The following is a 16,895-nucleotide window of genomic DNA, read 5'->3' as shown; positions in this document are numbered from 1 at the left end:
CCGCGCAGGTCCCTAAGGCTCGCGCCCGCTCGGGCGCAGCCGCTTCTTCAAGCCATTACAACGGAGGCTGCCTTGAGCGCTTTGCCGTCGAACACTGCTGCCCTGTCGGCCAGTCAAACCCTGCAATGCGATGTGCTGGTGGTCGGCTCCGGCGCCGCGGGCCTGGCTGCAGCCGTCACCGCTGCCGAGCTCGGGCTGGAGGTCATCGTGGTCGAGAAGGAGCCGGTTTTCGGCGGCACCAGCGCCTGGTCCGGGGGCTGGTTGTGGGTCCCTGGCAATCCGTTGGCGGGCGCTGATGGCGGGGCCGCCGATATCGAGCAGGCGCGGCTCTACCTGTGCAACGAATTGCATTGTGATCAGCTCGATACGCGCCTGGAGGCGTACTTGCGCCACGGCCCGGAGATGGTCGGTTTCTTCCAGCAGCACACCGAAGTGAAATTTTTCTGCGGCAGCACGATGCCTGATTTTCACGCCAGCGCGGGCCATGCCAAAGGCGGCCGCTCGGTCTGCGCCGAGCCCTATGACGGCCGCGAGCTGGGGCCGTGGATCAACAAGCTGCGGCGCCCACTCGACCTGATCAGTCCGGCCGGCATGGGCATTGCCGGCGGCGCTGACCTGAATAATCTGCTCAATGCCAGACACCGCTGGCGCTCACTGCGCTACGCCGGCATGCGCGTATTGCGCCATGCCCGAGACATGCTTTGGCATGGCCGCGGCATGCACCTGGTCAACGGCAATGCGCTGGTCGCACGCCTGCTGAAGAGCGCCCTCCAACGCGATGTGCAGCTACTTGCCGAAACCCCTGTCCGCGCATTGCTCAGCGACGGCCAGCGCGTGCTCGGAGCGACGGTTGAGCAAGGCGGGCGACGTGTCCAGGTACACTCCAGGCGCGGAGTAGTGCTGGCATGCGGCGGCTTCCCCCACGATCGCCACCGCAGCGCCCAGTTGCTCGCTCACTGTGCCGACGACAGCGAGCACTTGAGCGCTGCACCCAAGGGCAACAGCGGTGATGGCCTGCGCCTGGGTGAAAGCGTCGGTGCGCAGGTGAGCGCCGATATGGCCCATGGCGCTGCCTGGGCACCGGTGTCGCGGGTGCCGCGTGCCGATGGCGGCTTCAGCGGCTTCGCCCACCTTATGGAACGGGCCAAGCCGGGCTTTATCGCGGTGCGGCAAAATGGCCAACGCTTCGTCAATGAGGCCGACTCCTACCACGATTTCATGTGCGCGCTGTTTGCCGCCACCGCGTCGAATGAAAGCCCGGTGGCCTGGCTGATCTGCGACCACCGCGCGCAGCGCCGCTATGGCCTCGGCTGGTCAAAGCCATGGCCGTTTCCGACCACCCCCTACGTGCGCCAAGGCTACCTGCACAAGGCGCCCACATTGGCGGCACTGGCCGGCCAGTGCGGGATCGATGGCGAGCAATTGCAAGCGACCGTGGCCCGCTTCAACCAGCATGCAGAACAGGGCCGCGACCCGCTGTTTCAACGTGGCGAATCAGCCTACAACCGAGCCCAGGGTGAACCCTTGCACGGCCCCAACCCGTCATTGGGCAGTGTCCGGCAGGGCCCGTTCTACGCGGTCAAGCTGGTGCCGGGCAGCCTTGGCACATTCACCGGGCTGGTCACCGATGCCCAGGCCCGCGTGCTCGACCAACAGCAAACGCCGATCCCTGGGCTGTTCGCGGTGGGCAATGACATGAACAGCATCATGCGCGGCTATTACCCCAGCGGCGGCATCACCCTCGGCCCCGGTATGACCTTTGGCTACCTGGCAGCGCGGATGCTGGCGGGCCAGAAACTTGGATAAACATGGCTGCAAGCCAGCACCCCTGCATGGCCAAAGGGTGTTTGGCTGTAGGCATAAGCCTGCCCTGATGTAGGCAAGATAGACAGGTTTCGTGCGTATAATGCGCGCCCCAATCTGATAAGCCTGACTGATAAGCCTGACCATGAAAAAACTGCTGTATGTCCTCGGGCTGAGCCTCGCGGTCATTTACCCCGCCTTCGCCACACCACCTGCCACCTTCACCGAAGCCAAAGTCGTCGCCAAACAGAAGATCTATCTGGACCAGGCCAGCAGCGCCATGGGCGAGCTGTACTGTGGCTGCAAATGGACCTGGGTCGGCAAGTCCGGCGGCCGCATCGACCCGGCGTCGTGCGGCTACCAGACCCGCAAGCAACAAAGCCGCGCCGAGCGTACCGAATGGGAGCACATTGTCCCGGCCTGGACCTTCGGCCACCAGCGCCAGTGCTGGAAGAACGGCGGCCGCGAAAACTGCGCCAACGACGATCCGGTGTTCAAGGCGATGGAAGCCGACCTGTTCAACCTCTACCCGGCCGTGGGTGAAGTGAATGGCGACCGCAGCAACTTCAATTACGGCATGGCCGCAAGCGTCGGCCCGCAATATGGCCAGTGCCAGACCCGCGTCGACTTCAACCAGCGCGCCGCCGAGCCGCGTGACGAGGTCAAAGGCCTGGTGGCACGCACCACCTTCTACATGTTCGACCGCTACAACCTGAACATGTCGCGGCAACAGCAACAGCTGCTGATGGCCTGGGACAAACAGCACCCGGTGACGGCCTGGGAGAAGGAACGCGACCGGCGCATCAGCGCCGTCATGGGCCATTCCAACCCGTTCGTGACCGGCGCCCGCAGCTGGACGCCGGGCTACAAGCCGGTGGCCGATGGCGTGGTCAGCAGTGTTCCGAGCAAAGCAGCGCGCCCTGCTCCACAACCGTCACTGGCCAGTGCCAACACCGGCACAATCATCGGTAACCGCAACAGCCACGTCTATCACCTGCCCAGCGGCTGCCCGAGCTACAGCCAGGTCGCCAGCAAGAACCAGGTGACGTTCGACTCCGAAGCCCAGGCGCAGGCTGCCGGGTACCGCAAGGCAGGCAACTGCAAATAGCCGCTGGCTACTGCGCCAGGTGCTCCATGGCAATCTCCAGCCGGGGGTCATGGCGATAACCGATCTGCCCTGCCGCTGGCGCGTCCTGCGTCGCTGAGGTGAGCCGCGAGTGTGAGCGATAGGCCAACGGGCTCACGCCGAGCTGGCGCTGGAAGCTACGGCGCATGCGCTCTTCATTGCCGAAGCCGCTGGTTTCGGCAATCCGCTTGATCGGCTCCTGGCTGGTCTCGAGCAAACGGCAGGCAGCCTCGAGGCGCAAGGTCTCGACCGTCTGTGCCGGGGTGCCGCCGGTGGCTGCGGTGTAGGCGCGGGCAAAATGGCGCGGGCTCATACCGAACTTCTCGGCCAGGCGCTCGACGCGCAGATCACTGTCGAGGTTCTCGGCAATCCAGCCATGCAGGCGCACCAGGCGCTGATCACGGTCGCTACGCAGGGCATCGCTCTGCGCCTTGAGCGGTGCGCTGAGCTGGGCCTGCTCGGCCGAGCGGCGCAGAAACAGCGTGAAGTAGCGGGCCAGGGCCAGCGCAGCATGGGGGCCGAGGTCCTCCTCGACCAACGCCAGCCCTAGATCGATCCCGGCACTGGCGCCACCACAGGTCCACAGCGCGCCGTCGTGCAGGTAAAGCCCGTCGTGCTCGACGGTCAATGCCGGGTAACTGCGCTGCAGGCTCTCGGCAAACTGCCAGTGGGTGACCACCCGCCGCCCGTCGAGCAGGCCGGCAGCGGCCAAGGCAAACGCGCCGCTGCCAATCGAGCAGACGCGCCGCGCACTCGGCGCACGCCGTTGCAACCACGCAATCACCTCGGCGTCACGCTCCAGCGCGGCCACCCCCGGCCCGCCAATCACGATCAGCGTGTCCAGCACTGCCTCGGCCTCGACCTCCTGCAAAGAGCGGGTCATGACCCCAATACCGGAGATCGTCTCGACCTCGCCCCCTGCGGGCGAGGCCAACACCACCCGATACGGCGGGTTACTTGCCAACTCGCCAGCAAGTACCCGTGGCGCGGCGGCGAACACCTCCAACGGCCCGGCGGCGTTGAGCAGCAGTGCGCCGGGGAAGGCCAGCACCAGTATTGTTCGCGGCGCCGTCATGGCAGAAAACGAGGGGTGTTTGACATGGTGGGGACGAGGCCGCGTGGACATACTGAGTGCACTTTCCAATTCAAGAGCCCAGACGATGCCGACAAAATCGTTGCCTGCCAAGTACCTTGCGCGCCCCCTGGCACAGCTGTTGTTGACCAGCCTGCTGTTCGCCGCCCTGCCCGCTCAGGCAGCGTCGGTGGCCGAACTGGAGGTGGGTGACCAGAGCGGCTTGACCCAGGCTCTGCTGGCGGCTGCGGGTGAGGATCAAGGGCTGCCTTATCGCCTCGACTGGCACCCTTTTGCGGCCGGCACTGCATTGCTGGAAGCCCTGAACGCTGCGGCAGTCGATGTCGGCGTAGTCGGCAATGCTCCGCCCGTCTTCGCCCAGGCCGGCGGCTTCGATGTGCGGGTGGTAGCCGCTGCCGAAGGCGCGCAGAACAACAACGCCCTGCTGGTTCAGGGCAACTCGTCGATTAGCCAGGTAGCCGAGCTCAAGGGCAAACGGATTGCCGTGGCCAAGGGCACCAGCGGTCACTATCTGCTGCTGGCAGCGCTTGCCCAGGCCGGGTTGCGCAGCAGCGACGTCGAGCTGGTCTACGCCAGCCCGGTCGATGCGCAAAACGCCTTCGCCAGCGGCAAGCTGGATGCTTGGGCGGTGTGGTATCCATTTGTCGGCCAGGCCACCTCGCGCGGTGCGCGCAAGCTGCTCGACGGCAGCCAATGGCCAGAAACCGGCCTCAACTTCACCGTCGCCAGCCTCGCCGCGCTGCAAGACCCGGTCAAGGCCGAGCTGCTTGGCGACTTCATCCAGCGCCTGGCGCGCGCGCAGGACTGGGCCACCGCGCATCCCGACGCCTGGGCCGCGCAACTGGCCACAGTCACCCGCCTGCCGTTGCCGTTGCTGCAGGAGATGCTCGCCAGCCAGCAGCTGCACTACGTGGCGCTGGACCCACGGGTGACCGACCTGCAGCAACGTCTGGCTGACCGCTTCACCGAGGCGCGCTTGCTGCCCCGCCCGATCAAGGTCGCCGAGGCCTTCGACGACCGCTACAACCCGCTGTTGCCCCACCGCCCCTGACCTGAACCCCGCGCAGCATGCCGCACTCGTCGGCAGGGCCGCGCTCATCTGGAGAAAAGCCATGCCCGCACTCGACCGCACTACCTTGCGTCGCCATGCCACCGGCCTGATCGGCATCGACGCCGAACGTTCGGCTGGCGGCTACACCCTGTTTGCGCCGCAGACCGCCGACGGCAACGTGTACCTGATCAACCTGCGCGGTGAGCAGGTACACCACTGGAAACTGCCGCAGCGGCCCGGCCGCGATGCGGTGATCCTGGCCAATGGCAACCTGGGCTACAACGGCAACCACCCAGACTCGGCTGAGCTGTTCGGCGGCTGGTCGGTCTGGCATGGCGGTGCCTTCAGCGAGGTTACGCCGGACGGCGAGGTGGTCTGGGAGTACACCGACCTGGCGCACCACCACGATGCCCAATGGCTGGCCAACGGCAACCTGCTCTACACCACCGCCGAGCCACTGCCGGCAGCGTTTGCGCAGCGCATCCAGGGCGGTATCCCCGGCAGCGAGGCCGCAGGCGGGGTGATCTATGGCGATGTGGTCAAGGAGGTCGACCGCAGCGGCACGCTGGTCTGGCAATGGCGCAGTTGGGAGCACCTGGCGCCGGAAGACTACCCGCTGCACGCCTGCTTTGAGCGCTATCACTGGCCGATGACCAACGCAGTTACTCCGGGCCGCGACGGCAAGGTCATTCTCAGCCTGCGCAGCGTGTCGGCGGTGATTGCCGTGGACAAGGCCAGCGACCGCGTGCTCTGGCGCCTGGGTCACGATGTGGTAGCCCAGCAGCACTGCCCAAGTGAACTTGAGGACGGGCGCATCCTGATCTTCGACAACGGCATCTCGCGGCCACACGTGTCGATGCCGCATTCGCGGGTCATCGAAGTCGACCCGCATACCCAGCGCATTGAATGGCAATACGCCGACAGCCCAGGCTATGCCTTCTTCACCCCGTTCATGGGCGGTGCCCAACGCCTGCATAACGGCAATACCTTGATCACCGAAGCCAACTTCGGCCGGCTGTTCGAGGTAACCCGCGCCGGCGAAGTGGTATGGGAATACATCAATCCGCACTTTGCCGCGTACCCGGACGCCGCCTCGCGTGCGTACCTGCCCGGTGAAAACAACGCGATCTTCCGCGCCCATCGCTATCAGGCCGCCGATATCCCCTGGCTGCGCGACTGAGCCAATACCCCCCAACCCTTGCGATCACGCTTACGCAAACCACGCGCAGCGAGAGGTGCCTCATCACTGGAGTTACCGATGAACCTGCGTTTTTCTCATCAGCGCCGCGCGTGCCTCTGGCCCCGGGTTATCCCCGGCCTGTTCGCGCTGGCGTGCAGCCCAAGCCATGCCGCAGAGCCGCTCGCAGCCTCGGCGCACGCCGACGACACGAGCCTGCAAACCGTTACCGTCAATGCCCGGCGCCGCGAGGAAGATGCGCAAAGCGTGCCCTCAGCGATGTCGGTGTTGTCAGCGCAGACCCTGCAGAACCAACGGTTGTACCGGCTGCAAGACCTGCAACAAGCCATGCCCAGCGTCAACGTCGCGTTCATGCATGCCCGTCAGTCGAGCCTGTCGATTCGCGGCCTGGGCAACAATCCGGCGAGCGACGGCCTCGAGGGCAGCGCCGGCATCTACCTCGACAACGTCTATCTCGGCCGACCAGGCATGGCCGTGTTCGACCTGCTCGACATCGAGCAGCTGGAGCTGCTGCGCGGCCCGCAAGGCACTTTGTTTGGCAAGAACACCACCGCCGGAGTGCTCAATATCAGCACTCGGCGGCCGACCTTCAGCCCCGAGGGCAGCGTCGCCACATCGATCGGCGAAGGCGGCTATCAGCAGACACACGCCAGCCTCGGCGGGCCATTGAGCAGCACCTTGGCAGGGCGCCTTTCGGCCTACCGCAGCGAAGAAAATGGCTACGTCGATAACCAGTTCAATGGTGAAACCCTGGGTGGCGGCACCCGCCAGGGCCTACGTGGGCAATTGCTGTTCGAACCCAACGACAGCTTCAACCTGCGCTGGATCGCCGACTACAACGAAGAAGACTCCAGCGCAGGCACGCGCTCGTTGTTCAGCACCGGGCCGACCATCAACGGCGTCAACCGCTATCAGCAGCGCGCAGCAGCCGTGGGCGCAACGTTGGCCGAGGGCCGTCGGGTCAATCTGGATGCCGAACAGAACGTGCGCGTATTTCAGGGCGGCAGCTCGCTGGAAGCCAACTGGACCCTGCCGGGTGATTACACCCTGACCTCGATCACCGCCTGGCGCTGGTGGGATTTCACCCCGCGCAACGATGACGAGCTGAACGTACCGGTGATGCGCAATGTCGGCCAGTCGGCGCGCGACCGCCAGTATTCGCAGGAGCTGCGCCTGGCCTCGCCGCGCGGGGAGTTGTTCGACTATGTAGCCGGGGCTTACTACATGCGCCAGGAAATGCGCAATGAAGTGTTCACCGACTACGGCCCGCTCGCCGACACCTGGAACGGCACGCCTCAAGGCGCCTTGAACGATGTCTCCAGCCTGGGTAAGGGACGCATCGATACCGACAGCTTTGCCTTGTTCGCCCAGGGCACCTGGCACCTGACGCCGCGTCTGGACCTGAGCGCCGGTCTGCGCGGCACTTATGAGGTCAAGCAGGCGCGGGTCAACCGTTTTGCGCCCAGCGGCGGCGCATCGGTGACGGGTGCTGCTGCCAACGTGCGCGCGGCGCGGCTGGGTGCTTACGACTCGGGCGACCTTGGCCTGTACAGTTTCAGCCCCTCGGCGCTGGTCAGCCTCGCCTACCACTTCAATGATCAGGTGATGGGCTACGCATCGTTGTCCCACGGCGAGAAGTCCGGCGGGGTCAACCTCAGCGTCGCCAGCGCGCCGGTGGCCGGCGCCGACTCGCTGTTGATTGGCAGCGAACGCGCCAACGATGCCGAGCTTGGTCTCAAGAGCAGCCTGTTCGATCAGCGCCTGCTGCTCAATGCCAACCTGTTCTGGACTGAGGTGCATGGCTACCAGACCAACGCCTACGATGATGCCAACCTCACCAGCTACCTGACCAACGCCGGAGCGGTGCGCAGCCGCGGGCTGGAGCTTGAGTCGACGTTGCTGCCGATCCGCGGTCTGACCTTGAACCTCAACGGCTCGTGGAACGACGTGCGCTATCGCGACTACGTCGACGCGCCCTGCCCGGCTGAGGTCGCCTTGCAACCGGGCGCACCGGCCTCCTGTGATCTGAGCGGGCACGCGGTGGTCGGCGCCTCGAAGTGGATCTTCAATGCCAACGGCGCCTATGAATGGCAGGCCGGGATGTTGCGGCCTTACGTCAATGCCAGCTATGCATTCCGCTCGCACGCGGTCGGCACGGTGGATGACTCGCGCTTTGCGCAGTTGCCCAGTTATGCGGTGGTCAATCTTTCGGCGGGCGTGCGCGGCGACCTCGGCGACGGCCAGTGGGACCTGTCACTGTGGCTGCGCAATGCCGGCAACAAGACCTACTACAGCACCTTGTGGAACTCACCCAACGGTGCCTACACCGGGGTGTTGGGAACACCCCGCACACTTGGCGTCACTGGCCGCTACGACTTCTGAGCAACCGTCGCCACCTGCAGCGGGATACGCACGTTGAAGGTGGTGCCTTTGCCCGCAGTCGACTCGACCTCGATGGTGATCGAGCATTTCACGCTGGTGTGATGCATCGCATCACAATAGACCATATCCACCGGGTACGACGCCAACAGCGCCTTTCGCGACACTAGGCCGCTCCTACACGTGCGCGTCAGCGCGGCTGCCACCGGTCGGCCTAGTATTAGTCTGCTTGCTTAGTACCCACAATATGACTAATAGTTTGGTATTGCCATCGGAGGCACCAGCATGCGCGCACGTTTTGTCGTGGTTTCGGCTTTACCGATCAAGGAATATCACTACCGCAGAGCGGTAGGATTTTGTACCGCGCCGTCGTGCAACGGCTTTGACTTGTATGACACTGTCGCCAAGTTGCGTTTGACCCCCACCTACGCCAAGCGCGCAGACGCCCAGGCGGAATGCGCCAGGCGCAACGAAACCGCCTGCGCTTGAGCCATTCAGGCCATCAGGGCAGGCAGCGCACGGGCCATCAAGGCTGAAGCGCTGGGGCTGAGTTGAGTCTTATTAAGCGCAACGCGCTTGACCCATTTGCAGGCGACAATCTCGTTGCCGGGTGCGGGTTTGGCACCTTCGAACAATTGCGTGGTGAAGATGTGATGGAGCACGCTGCCCTCTTCCAAGGTGCATAATTCCAGCAGTGCTTCGCAGTCGAGCCCAGTCTCCTCGCTCATCTCCCTTGCAGCCGCCTGAACCGGTAGCTCGCCCTGCTCGATCGCGCCGCCAGGAAAATTCCATTTGCCTCCCGACTTGCGCACTAAAAGCACATTGCCTTCACGCAGGCAAATGACCGTGGCGCGGGCGCGAAGCTTAGCGGAGCCTGGCACAGGCCCCTCCAGCTTGGAGCAAATCGGTGAATGAAGCGGCTGAATCAATCATGGCAAAAACCCATCATGTAGATGGCCTATTGAGTCAGTTGTAGCTCAATTGGTTCGGCTCGTATGACTCAGCACCTTCATCTGCTCTGCGCAGCATGCAGACCTGCGACGTAACCGAAGGTCATGGCCGGCCCGAGGTTGATCCCGCCTGACGGATACATGCCGCCCATGATGCTGGCCATATCGCTGCCCACTGCATACAGACCTGCAATAGCCACGCCTGCGCTGTTCAGCACCTGCGCGTTGCCGTTGGTTTTCAACCCGGCAAAGGTGCCGAAGCTGCCAGGGCGGACCTTGACCGCATAGAACGGGCCATGCTCGATCGGTGCCACGCACGGGTTGCCCTTTGTCACCAGCGGGTCACCCTGCTTGCGGTTATAGGCACTAAGCCCACGGCCAAACTCCGGGTCCTCACCCTTGCGGGCATGTTCATTGAAGCTGCGCACGGTTTCGAGCAAGCCTGCCGGGTCGATCCCGCAGGCTTGCGCCAGCCCCTCGAGGGTGGCGCAGCGTTGCAGATAGCCGCTGCGCACCGACGGCCCAACCGGCAGTGGGAACGGCCGCGAATGGCCAAGACCGAAGCGGCGCTGGAAGCGATGATCGCAAATCAGCCAGGACGCAACCTCCTCACCTGCTGGCGCGGCAGCCACCATGGCTGCGGTGTAGTCGTAGTAACCGTCAGCCTCATTGACGAAGCGCTTGCCGTTGGACAGCACGCCGATCAATCCCGGCTTGGCCCGGTCGATGATATGCGGGAAGTGGCCACTGCTGCCGTCCGCATGGCGCACCAGCGACACCGGCGCCCAGGCTGCCGCTGAAGCAACATCGAGTTCGAGCACGCCACCCACCGCCTCGCCCAGCGAAATACCATCGCCGCTGCACTGAACCGGCGGCAGGGCCAGGTGATCTTCAGGGGCCGATGTGCGCGGGAACAGCGCTTGCCGGCGCTGCAGATCGTTGGGGAAGCCACCGGCAGCCAGCACCACCCCGCACCGCGCATGAATCTCGGTGGGCCCAGCAGGCGTCTCGACCAGCGCGCCGATCACTCTGCCCTGCTCCTGCAGCAAGCGCTGCGCCGGCGCCGACTCGATCAGCGTCACGCCCAGGTCTTCGGCTGACTTGGCCAGCCGGCCCACCAGTGCCACGCCATTGACCAGGTGCATGGCCCGGCCATGCACGGCCAGGTCGCGCAGGTGCCGGAGCATACGCTTGCTGACGTGCAGCAGTGACTTGAACGAGCGGGTCATGCTGAGGAAAGCCGACAGGTCAGCACCGGCCATGATCGGCATGCCCATGAACGAGGTCTCGCGCATGGTCGTGCGCATGCGCTTGATCAGCGGGCCCATGGCGCGCGCGTCATACGGGGCGGCGATCACCTGATGTCCCTGAGTCGCCGCGCCCGGCAAGTGCCCGTGAATATCCGGGATGCCATTGCCATCGGCCCATTGCAGCGCAGTGTTCTCTTCAAAAAACGCGACCATCTTCGGCGCATTGTCGAGAAACGCATCCACCCGCTCCGCGTTGTAGCGGTCGCCGAGCTGGTGTTTGAGGTAAGTGCGTGGTTGTTGCGGGTCCTCATGGATACCGGCGCGTTTGGCCAGCGGATTGCCTGGCACCCACAACCAGCCACCGGACCACGCCGTAGCGCCGCCAAAGGATGAGTGTTTCTCTACAACAATGACCTTCAGCCCCTGCGCCGCAGCAGTGACTGCCGCCGCCAGCCCGGAGGCTCCCGAACCAATCACCAGCAGGTCGCAGTCCAGACGTCGCATGCTCATGCCTGGCCCCCCGGAGTGAGGCTTAGAGCGGTCAGGCCTGGGCTCATCAAGGCTGGCGAGCCTGGTATCAACTGCCGGATCTCTGCCACCGCGGCGATCAGCGCCGGCGCGATCTGGTGCAGCCGTGCCTCGCCAAGGCGAAAGACCGGCCCGGCAACGCTGACCACGCCGATCACCTCGTGGGTGACCGGATGATGCAATGCCACTGCGATGGCCGACATCCAGTCGGCAAAGGTCTGTACAGCCAGCGCGTATCCTTGCTCGCGCGCGGCCTGAATATTGGTCAGCAGCGCTTCCACCGTCTGTGGTGCGTTCGGACCATAATTCTGCACTTGCCCCAGGCCCTGCCTGAGAATCAGGGCCAGGGCCTGCTTGTCGGTCATGCTCGCCAACCACGCATAGCCACTGGCTGAACAGGACAGCCTGGCCTCCATGCCCATGTCCGGGTCATAGCGCAGCCCGGAACGTGCGCCTTGCGCACGGGCAACCCAGGTCAGGCGCTGCTCGTCCACCACCGACAGCCGCACCAGCTCGCCGACCTCGGCCGCAAGCCGGTTGAGCACCGGTTGCACAGCATCGATCGTGCCGTCGGCGGCCAGGTGAGTAAACGCCAGCGCCTGCAGTTTGGAGGTCAGCACATAAGTGCCGCGCTCGTGCTCCTGCCGGGCATAGCCGGTGTCGCACAAAGTGCTCAGCAGCCTGTGGGTGGCGCTGCGGGGGATCTGCAGTTGCTCGGAAATGTCCGTCAGCGAGCTGCCTTCGGCGCTGCTGGCGAGCAGTTCCAGCACCGCAAGCCCGCGATCGAAGAGGCCTGCGTAGGGTGATTCTGCGGTGCTTGCGACGTTGCTCATCAAGGTCTCCTGGTCCCGAGCTACATAAGACAGCCCAAATGGGTGTTCTGTGACTGGAAAACTATTCCAGCAATGCAGGAGGGTCAATCAAAGGGCAGCGTTAAGCGGATTAATGAGGGCGATTATCGAACGAAAGCGCCGCTTGGGCGCGCTTTTCAGGTAGTCCTCAGGGAAGAATTTGATTACAACTGGAACTCGATTCTAACCGGCGCACACCAGACCAGCGCCGCTACACAATTAGAGAGCCAAGCATGAGCGACCAGATATTCTCCCTTGCTGCCCTGACCGTACTTGAGCTGTCCCCGCCCGATATGGTCGAGGTTGCAGCGCGCGCCGGCTATAGCCATGTGGGCCTGCGCCTGGAGCCTGCAACCCCTGAAGAGCACCACTTCCCGCTGGTAGCCGATGCGCAGTTACGGCGCCAGACCCTTCAGCGCCTGCGCGACACCGGGACCAAGGTGCTGGATATCGAGATCCTGCGGCTCAAGCCAGACACCCAGGTGCAGGCGTTTCTGCCCGTGCTGGAGGCCGGCGCCGAATTTGAAGCAAGCGACCTGCTGATTGCCGGCAACGATCCGGACCCAGTGCGCACGGCCGACAATTTCGCCGCGCTTTGCGAGCTGGCCCTACCCTTCGGTATCCATGTCAATCTGGAGTTCATGCCCTGGACCGATGTGCGCAACCTGGCCGAGGCCTGGCACATCGTCGAGCAGGCTGGACGCAGCAACGGCGCGGTGTTGGTCGATGCCTTCCACTTCGATCGCTCAGGCTCGTCGCTGCAAGCACTCGCTGCCGCCAGCGCAACTGCGCCGCAGCGCCTGCGCTACGCCCAGCTGTGCGACGTGGTGGGCCCACGGCCTGCGGAGATGGCCGAGATCCTGCGCCAGGCTCGCCAGGAACGACGCTTCCCAGGGGATGGCGATTGTGACCTGCACGGTTTGCTCAAGGCACTGCCGAGCGGTATTCCGCTGAGCCTGGAGATCCCCACCCGGCAACTGATGGAGCAAGGCGTCAGTCCCTATGACCGCGCCAGACTGGCATTGGACAAGGCACGCGAGGTGCTCGCCAGCCTGCGCTGAAATTGACGCCAAGCCTGGGCTGCCGGCGGTCAACGCTTACTACGAGCGGTTGAGCACGCGGGAAGGTTTTCGCTCGCATGGGCGTAACGGCACGCCGTGATCCTGCCCTGCACTCACTGCGCGGATGGTACCGCAGCCCGCGCGTGGTGCAGCAGGTTGGTCAGGTGCAGGCGCATGGCTGCACGCGCTACGTCGGCGTCCTTGCGGGCAATCGCAGCGTAGATCTGCTCACGTTCGCGCACTTGCAGCGTGCGCAACTCGCTCTCTACCGCCCGCGCTGGCGGCGCAGCACTCATCAAGGTGCTGCCGACATGGTTCATGGCATCGATGAAGAAGCTGTTGCCGGTGCACAGGGCGATCTGCAAGTCGAATTCAAAGTCGATACGGGTGCTCTGCGCACCTAGCTGCTGCAGGTCATTGGCTTCGTCCAGGGCGGCGCGAATCGTCGCCAACTGACGAGGACTCGCGCACTGGGCGGCGATCGCAGCAGCCTCCACTTCAAGGCTCAAACGCAGTTCGATGATCGCTACGACATCGTAAGCACTGCCCTGCTGTGGCTTGCTTTCGTGAAACTGGGCAGGTCGCATACTGTCGACGACAAAAGTGCCGATGCCACGGCGAGTTTCTACCAGGCCCTCGGCCTGCAACCGCGACATCGCTTCGCGGACCACCGTGCGGCTGACTTTGCGCTGTTCGGTGAACGCCTGTTCGGTGGGCAGTTTGCTACCCGGCGGCAGCTCGCCGGCGAGGATCTGCCGGGAAAGGTCAATTACCAGTTGCTGGGCCAGGCTCACGCGTCGGTCAGGGGCAGCAGGGGCCATTGCTTGGATCCATTGAAATCAGACGATGGCAGCATTATACCCGCTGCTTTGCCGTGGAAACCCTTTATAATGGCGATTGTTCACACACGAGCAGAACAATGCCGGATCAAACTTCAACCGCCCCGCAAAAGCCACGCCGCCTAGCCGAGTCGCTGGTCGAACGCTTCGCTCAGCGCATGCGCGACGGCACCCTCAAACGTGGCGACAAATTGCCCACCGAAGCCTCCATCATGGCCAGCGAAGGCGTCAGCCGTTCGGTGGTGCGCGAAGCCTTGTCGCGGATGCAGGCGGCCGGTCTGGTCGATACCCAGCACGGTGTCGGCACTTTTGTCCTCGACATGCCGGCGCCCGAAGGTTTCAACGTCGGGCCCGCCACCATCGTCCTGTTGACCGATGTGCTCGATCTGCTCGAGTTCCGCCTGAGCCTTGAAGTGCAAGCCGCCGGCATGGCTGCCGAGCGCGCGTCGGCGCAAGCGCTGGAGGAGTTGCAGCAGGCGTTGCAGGCGTTGCTGCAGGGGCCGGAGAAGTCAGGCAGCACCACCAATGCCGATTTTCAGTTCCACCTGAAAATCGCCAAGGCGGCAGGCAACCATTACCTGATCGACATCATGAAACACCTGGGCACCAAGATGATCCCGCGCACCCGGATGAACTCCGCTTACACCGGGCAGAGCAACCGCAGCACCTACCTGGCCGGGATCAACGCCGAACATCAGCAGATCTTCGACGCGATTGCCAGCCGCCAGGTGGATGCCGCGCGCGCGGCGATGTTCCTGCACCTGAGCAACAGCCGCATGCGCCTGCGCGAGGCGCAGCAGGTTCAGGCGTTCTACAGCGAGTAAGCAGATATCGGCTCAGGGCTGCGCCGGCGCGGGCTCGACATCCTGAAACGCCAGCCCGTCGCTGTCTTTGACCTGCCACGGGTTGGTGCCGCCGGTTTCACTAAAGCGGATGGTGTCAAAACGTGAGTCCTTCAAACCATCGATTCTGGCCAGCGCGGGACCACTGAAGCGGACCCGTTCGAAGCTCAAGCTCTGGTGATAGGCACCATGCTGGCTGTCGCCCTTGACCTCGATTGCCGCCAGTTGCGCGTTTTCGACACTGACATCACTGACCCGCACATCCCGGAACTGCCCGGCGATGGTCGAGCGCTGGTAGTCGAGTTTGGCGTTTGGGTCGTGGTAATCAAGGGTGAAAATGAACGCCTGCTTGACCGTGTTGCGTATCGCCGAATCGCGGAAGGTGACATTGCGCGCGCCGCCGCCCATGAAGTTGGTGCTCTTCATGCGCAGCCCGGCGTCGGTGCCATCGGAGACATTGTCCTCGGCGAGGATGTTCTCGATCCAGGCGCCGGTGTGACTGCCGGCGACGACCATGCCATGGCCCTGGCGGAAGAAGTTGTTGAAGATCCAGGCATCCTGCTGGGCCTTCTGCTTGACTGCTTCGGCACCCGTGCCGGCCGCGAAGTTGACGCAGTCATCGCCGGTATCGAAGAAGTTGTTGAACACCATCGCCCCACGGCTGTTGGCGAACTCGATGCCGTCGCCGTTGTTGGCGTCGTAGGTCTTGTGCGTGGTGTTGGCCAGCACCACGTTCTCGGTTTCCAGGTTCATGATGCCGTGGTAAGCCGGGTTGAGCACGGTGAAGCCGCCATAAAAGACGTTTTTCACATCACGCAGGGTGATCAGCGACGAGCGCATCTGGCCGTAGGCGTCCTTGACGTTCATGCCTTCGGCCACGGCGCGCTCGACCTGAGCCTTGGCCAGCAGCCCGTCGAGCATATAGCGGGTATTGTCGCTGGCCAGATACACCCGTAACGGCTGGCCGCGCTCATCGATGGCGTCGGCCTTGCGCTTCCAGCCGTTGCCGTCGATGGTGCCCTTGCCGACGATACGGATGTTTTCAAAGGCCTGGTGCTGGCGCGGATCACGTGGCAAGGCATTGATCAACGAGGCCGGGCGCACCGTGGTCGAATACGGGTACTGGATGTAACCCTCACGCGGGTAGTCTTCGGCGCGCTCGGAGCCGAGCAAGGTCGCGCCTTCGGCGATCTCCAGGGTCATGTTGCTCTTCAGGTACAGGGCGCCGCTCTTGTAGGTGCCCTTGGGCAGCAGCACCTTGCAGCCGACCGTGCAAGCATCGATGGCGCGCTGGATAGCGGCGGTATCAAGGCTGCTGCCATCGCCTTTGGCACCGTGTTTCTTCACATCGAACAACGCCGGCACGGCGGTGGTACGTTGCACAACCACCGGGCTGTCGCCTGACTCCTTGCCGTCGCGCCCCACTGATCGCACGCTGAAGCGGTATTCGGTATCGGGTTTGAGACCGTTGGCGGTAAAGCTGTGGATGGCGATGCGGTGGTGGAAGTTGCGCGTGTCCTGCTGGTAGAAGCGGTCGATGTAGGGCTTGGCGGGCGACACCTGGTCGTTGTTGGCGTTGCTGCTGCCGAGCAACTGACCATTGGCGTAGACGTGGTAGTCGCTGATGTCGGCATGACCGGCGGGTTTTTCCCAGACCAGAATGATCTGCTGGTCGTCGTAGGCCAGAGTCGGCACCTGGACCTTGCTCGGCGCTTCCAGCGCCCATAGCGGCAGGCTGCAGCCCAGGCTCAGTGCGGCGAGGACCGCTTGCGCCAAGTGCTGTTTGCGGACAACGGCAATGCGTACGTACGGCATGTTTTTATCTTCCTTGTTTTTTCGTATTCAAGATTTTTGGGGCTGCTTCGCAGCCCTTCGCGGGTGAACCCGCTCCTACAGGGTTCACCGCAGTCCTTGTGGGAGCGGG

General features: G+C 63.9%; 15 protein-coding genes and 1 pseudogene. 9 read left to right on the top strand and 7 right to left on the bottom strand.

Annotated features, from left to right (window positions below; genetic code table 11):
- Positions 1-72 precede the first annotated feature (72 nt).
- Both K3F44_RS04750 and K3F44_RS04745 read left to right on the top strand, forming a co-directional pair.
- The gene (locus tag K3F44_RS04750; RefSeq protein WP_259407029.1) at positions 73-1,806 is read left to right on the top strand and encodes an FAD-dependent oxidoreductase; all 1,734 of its coding nucleotides are present in this window, start codon (positions 73-75) and stop codon (positions 1,804-1,806) included.
- A gap of 142 nt (positions 1,807-1,948) precedes the next feature.
- A complete protein-coding gene (locus K3F44_RS04745) occupies positions 1,949-2,911 on the top strand; it encodes an endonuclease (protein WP_150573855.1) in 963 nt (320 codons plus the stop codon).
- 7 nt (positions 2,912-2,918) lie between these two features.
- Here K3F44_RS04745 and K3F44_RS04740 read toward each other — a convergent pair whose 3' ends face one another.
- Positions 2,919-4,004 carry a GlxA family transcriptional regulator gene (locus K3F44_RS04740; RefSeq protein WP_259407028.1) on the bottom strand — a complete coding sequence of 362 codons (1,086 nt, stop codon included), beginning with the start codon at positions 4,002-4,004 and terminating at the stop codon, positions 2,919-2,921.
- Positions 4,005-4,089: 85 nt separating this feature from the next.
- Here K3F44_RS04740 and K3F44_RS04735 point away from each other — a divergent pair, with 85 nt between their 5' ends.
- The 3 genes from K3F44_RS04735 to K3F44_RS04725 all read left to right on the top strand — a co-directional run bounded on the left by K3F44_RS04735 (position 4,090) and on the right by K3F44_RS04725 (position 8,653).
- On the top strand, positions 4,090-5,073 hold the full coding sequence (locus K3F44_RS04735; protein ID WP_220633433.1) for an aliphatic sulfonate ABC transporter substrate-binding protein: 984 nt from the start codon (positions 4,090-4,092) through the stop codon (positions 5,071-5,073).
- 61 nt (positions 5,074-5,134) lie between these two features.
- The gene (locus K3F44_RS04730) at positions 5,135-6,253 is read left to right on the top strand and encodes an aryl-sulfate sulfotransferase (RefSeq protein WP_188035762.1); all 1,119 of its coding nucleotides are present in this window, start codon (positions 5,135-5,137) and stop codon (positions 6,251-6,253) included.
- Between the two features lie 78 nt (positions 6,254-6,331).
- The gene (locus tag K3F44_RS04725) at positions 6,332-8,653 is read left to right on the top strand and encodes a TonB-dependent receptor (RefSeq protein ID WP_220633432.1); all 2,322 of its coding nucleotides are present in this window, start codon (positions 6,332-6,334) and stop codon (positions 8,651-8,653) included.
- Here K3F44_RS04725 and K3F44_RS04720 read toward each other — a convergent pair.
- On the bottom strand, positions 8,641-8,817 hold the full coding sequence (locus K3F44_RS04720) for a hypothetical protein (RefSeq protein ID WP_220633431.1): 177 nt from the start codon (positions 8,815-8,817) through the stop codon (positions 8,641-8,643). The genes K3F44_RS04725 and K3F44_RS04720 overlap by 13 nt on opposite strands.
- Before the next feature lie 118 nt (positions 8,818-8,935).
- On the opposite strand from K3F44_RS04720, the gene K3F44_RS04715 reads away from it, so the two are divergent.
- Positions 8,936-9,139 carry a hypothetical protein gene (locus tag K3F44_RS04715; protein WP_101318645.1) on the top strand — a complete coding sequence of 68 codons (204 nt, stop codon included), beginning with the start codon at positions 8,936-8,938 and terminating at the stop codon, positions 9,137-9,139.
- 5 nt (positions 9,140-9,144) lie between these two features.
- Here the strand turns inward: K3F44_RS04715 and K3F44_RS04710 are convergent, their stop codons facing one another.
- The 3 genes from K3F44_RS04710 to K3F44_RS04700 form a co-directional block, all read right to left on the bottom strand.
- Positions 9,145-9,579: an NUDIX hydrolase gene (locus tag K3F44_RS04710; protein WP_259407027.1), complete on the bottom strand. Its 435-nt coding sequence runs from the start codon at positions 9,577-9,579 to the stop codon at positions 9,145-9,147.
- An 80-nt stretch (positions 9,580-9,659) separates the two neighbouring features.
- A complete protein-coding gene (locus K3F44_RS04705) occupies positions 9,660-11,360 on the bottom strand; it encodes an FAD-dependent oxidoreductase (protein WP_220633430.1) in 1,701 nt (566 codons plus the stop codon).
- Positions 11,357-12,211 (bottom strand): IclR family transcriptional regulator, encoded by an 855-nt coding sequence (locus K3F44_RS04700; protein ID WP_101318639.1) that lies wholly within the window; start codon positions 12,209-12,211, stop codon positions 11,357-11,359. Before K3F44_RS04700 ends, K3F44_RS04705 begins: the two co-directional genes overlap by 4 nt.
- A 251-nt stretch (positions 12,212-12,462) precedes the next feature.
- Here K3F44_RS04700 and K3F44_RS04695 point away from each other — a divergent pair, with 251 nt between their 5' ends.
- On the top strand, positions 12,463-13,290 hold the full coding sequence (locus tag K3F44_RS04695; RefSeq protein ID WP_220633429.1) for a sugar phosphate isomerase/epimerase: 828 nt from the start codon (positions 12,463-12,465) through the stop codon (positions 13,288-13,290).
- A 13-nt stretch (positions 13,291-13,303) separates the two neighbouring features.
- Positions 13,304-13,390, top strand: a pseudogene (locus K3F44_RS24740) (glutathione S-transferase); the annotation flags it as partial.
- A 13-nt stretch (positions 13,391-13,403) separates the two neighbouring features.
- On the opposite strand, the gene K3F44_RS04690 reads toward K3F44_RS24740, so the two are convergent.
- The gene (locus K3F44_RS04690; RefSeq protein WP_220633428.1) at positions 13,404-14,111 is read right to left on the bottom strand and encodes a FadR/GntR family transcriptional regulator; all 708 of its coding nucleotides are present in this window, start codon (positions 14,109-14,111) and stop codon (positions 13,404-13,406) included.
- Between the two features lie 98 nt (positions 14,112-14,209).
- Between K3F44_RS04690 and K3F44_RS04685 the strand changes: the two genes are divergently transcribed.
- Positions 14,210-14,953 carry a FadR/GntR family transcriptional regulator gene (locus tag K3F44_RS04685; RefSeq protein ID WP_101318634.1) on the top strand — a complete coding sequence of 248 codons (744 nt, stop codon included), beginning with the start codon at positions 14,210-14,212 and terminating at the stop codon, positions 14,951-14,953.
- 12 nt (positions 14,954-14,965) lie between these two features.
- On the opposite strand, the gene K3F44_RS04680 is transcribed toward K3F44_RS04685, so the two are convergent.
- Positions 14,966-16,786 (bottom strand): glycosyl hydrolase family 28 protein, encoded by a 1,821-nt coding sequence (locus tag K3F44_RS04680; RefSeq protein WP_220633427.1) that lies wholly within the window; start codon positions 16,784-16,786, stop codon positions 14,966-14,968.
- Between the last annotated feature and the right edge of the window lie 109 nt (positions 16,787-16,895).

It is taken from the genome of Pseudomonas sp. S07E 245 (genome assembly GCF_019599025.1).
GTDB lineage: Bacteria > Pseudomonadota > Gammaproteobacteria > Pseudomonadales > Pseudomonadaceae > Aquipseudomonas > Aquipseudomonas shirazensis.
The sequence above is the reverse complement of the archived record's forward strand: the minus strand, read 5'-3'. Positions and strand labels throughout refer to the sequence as shown.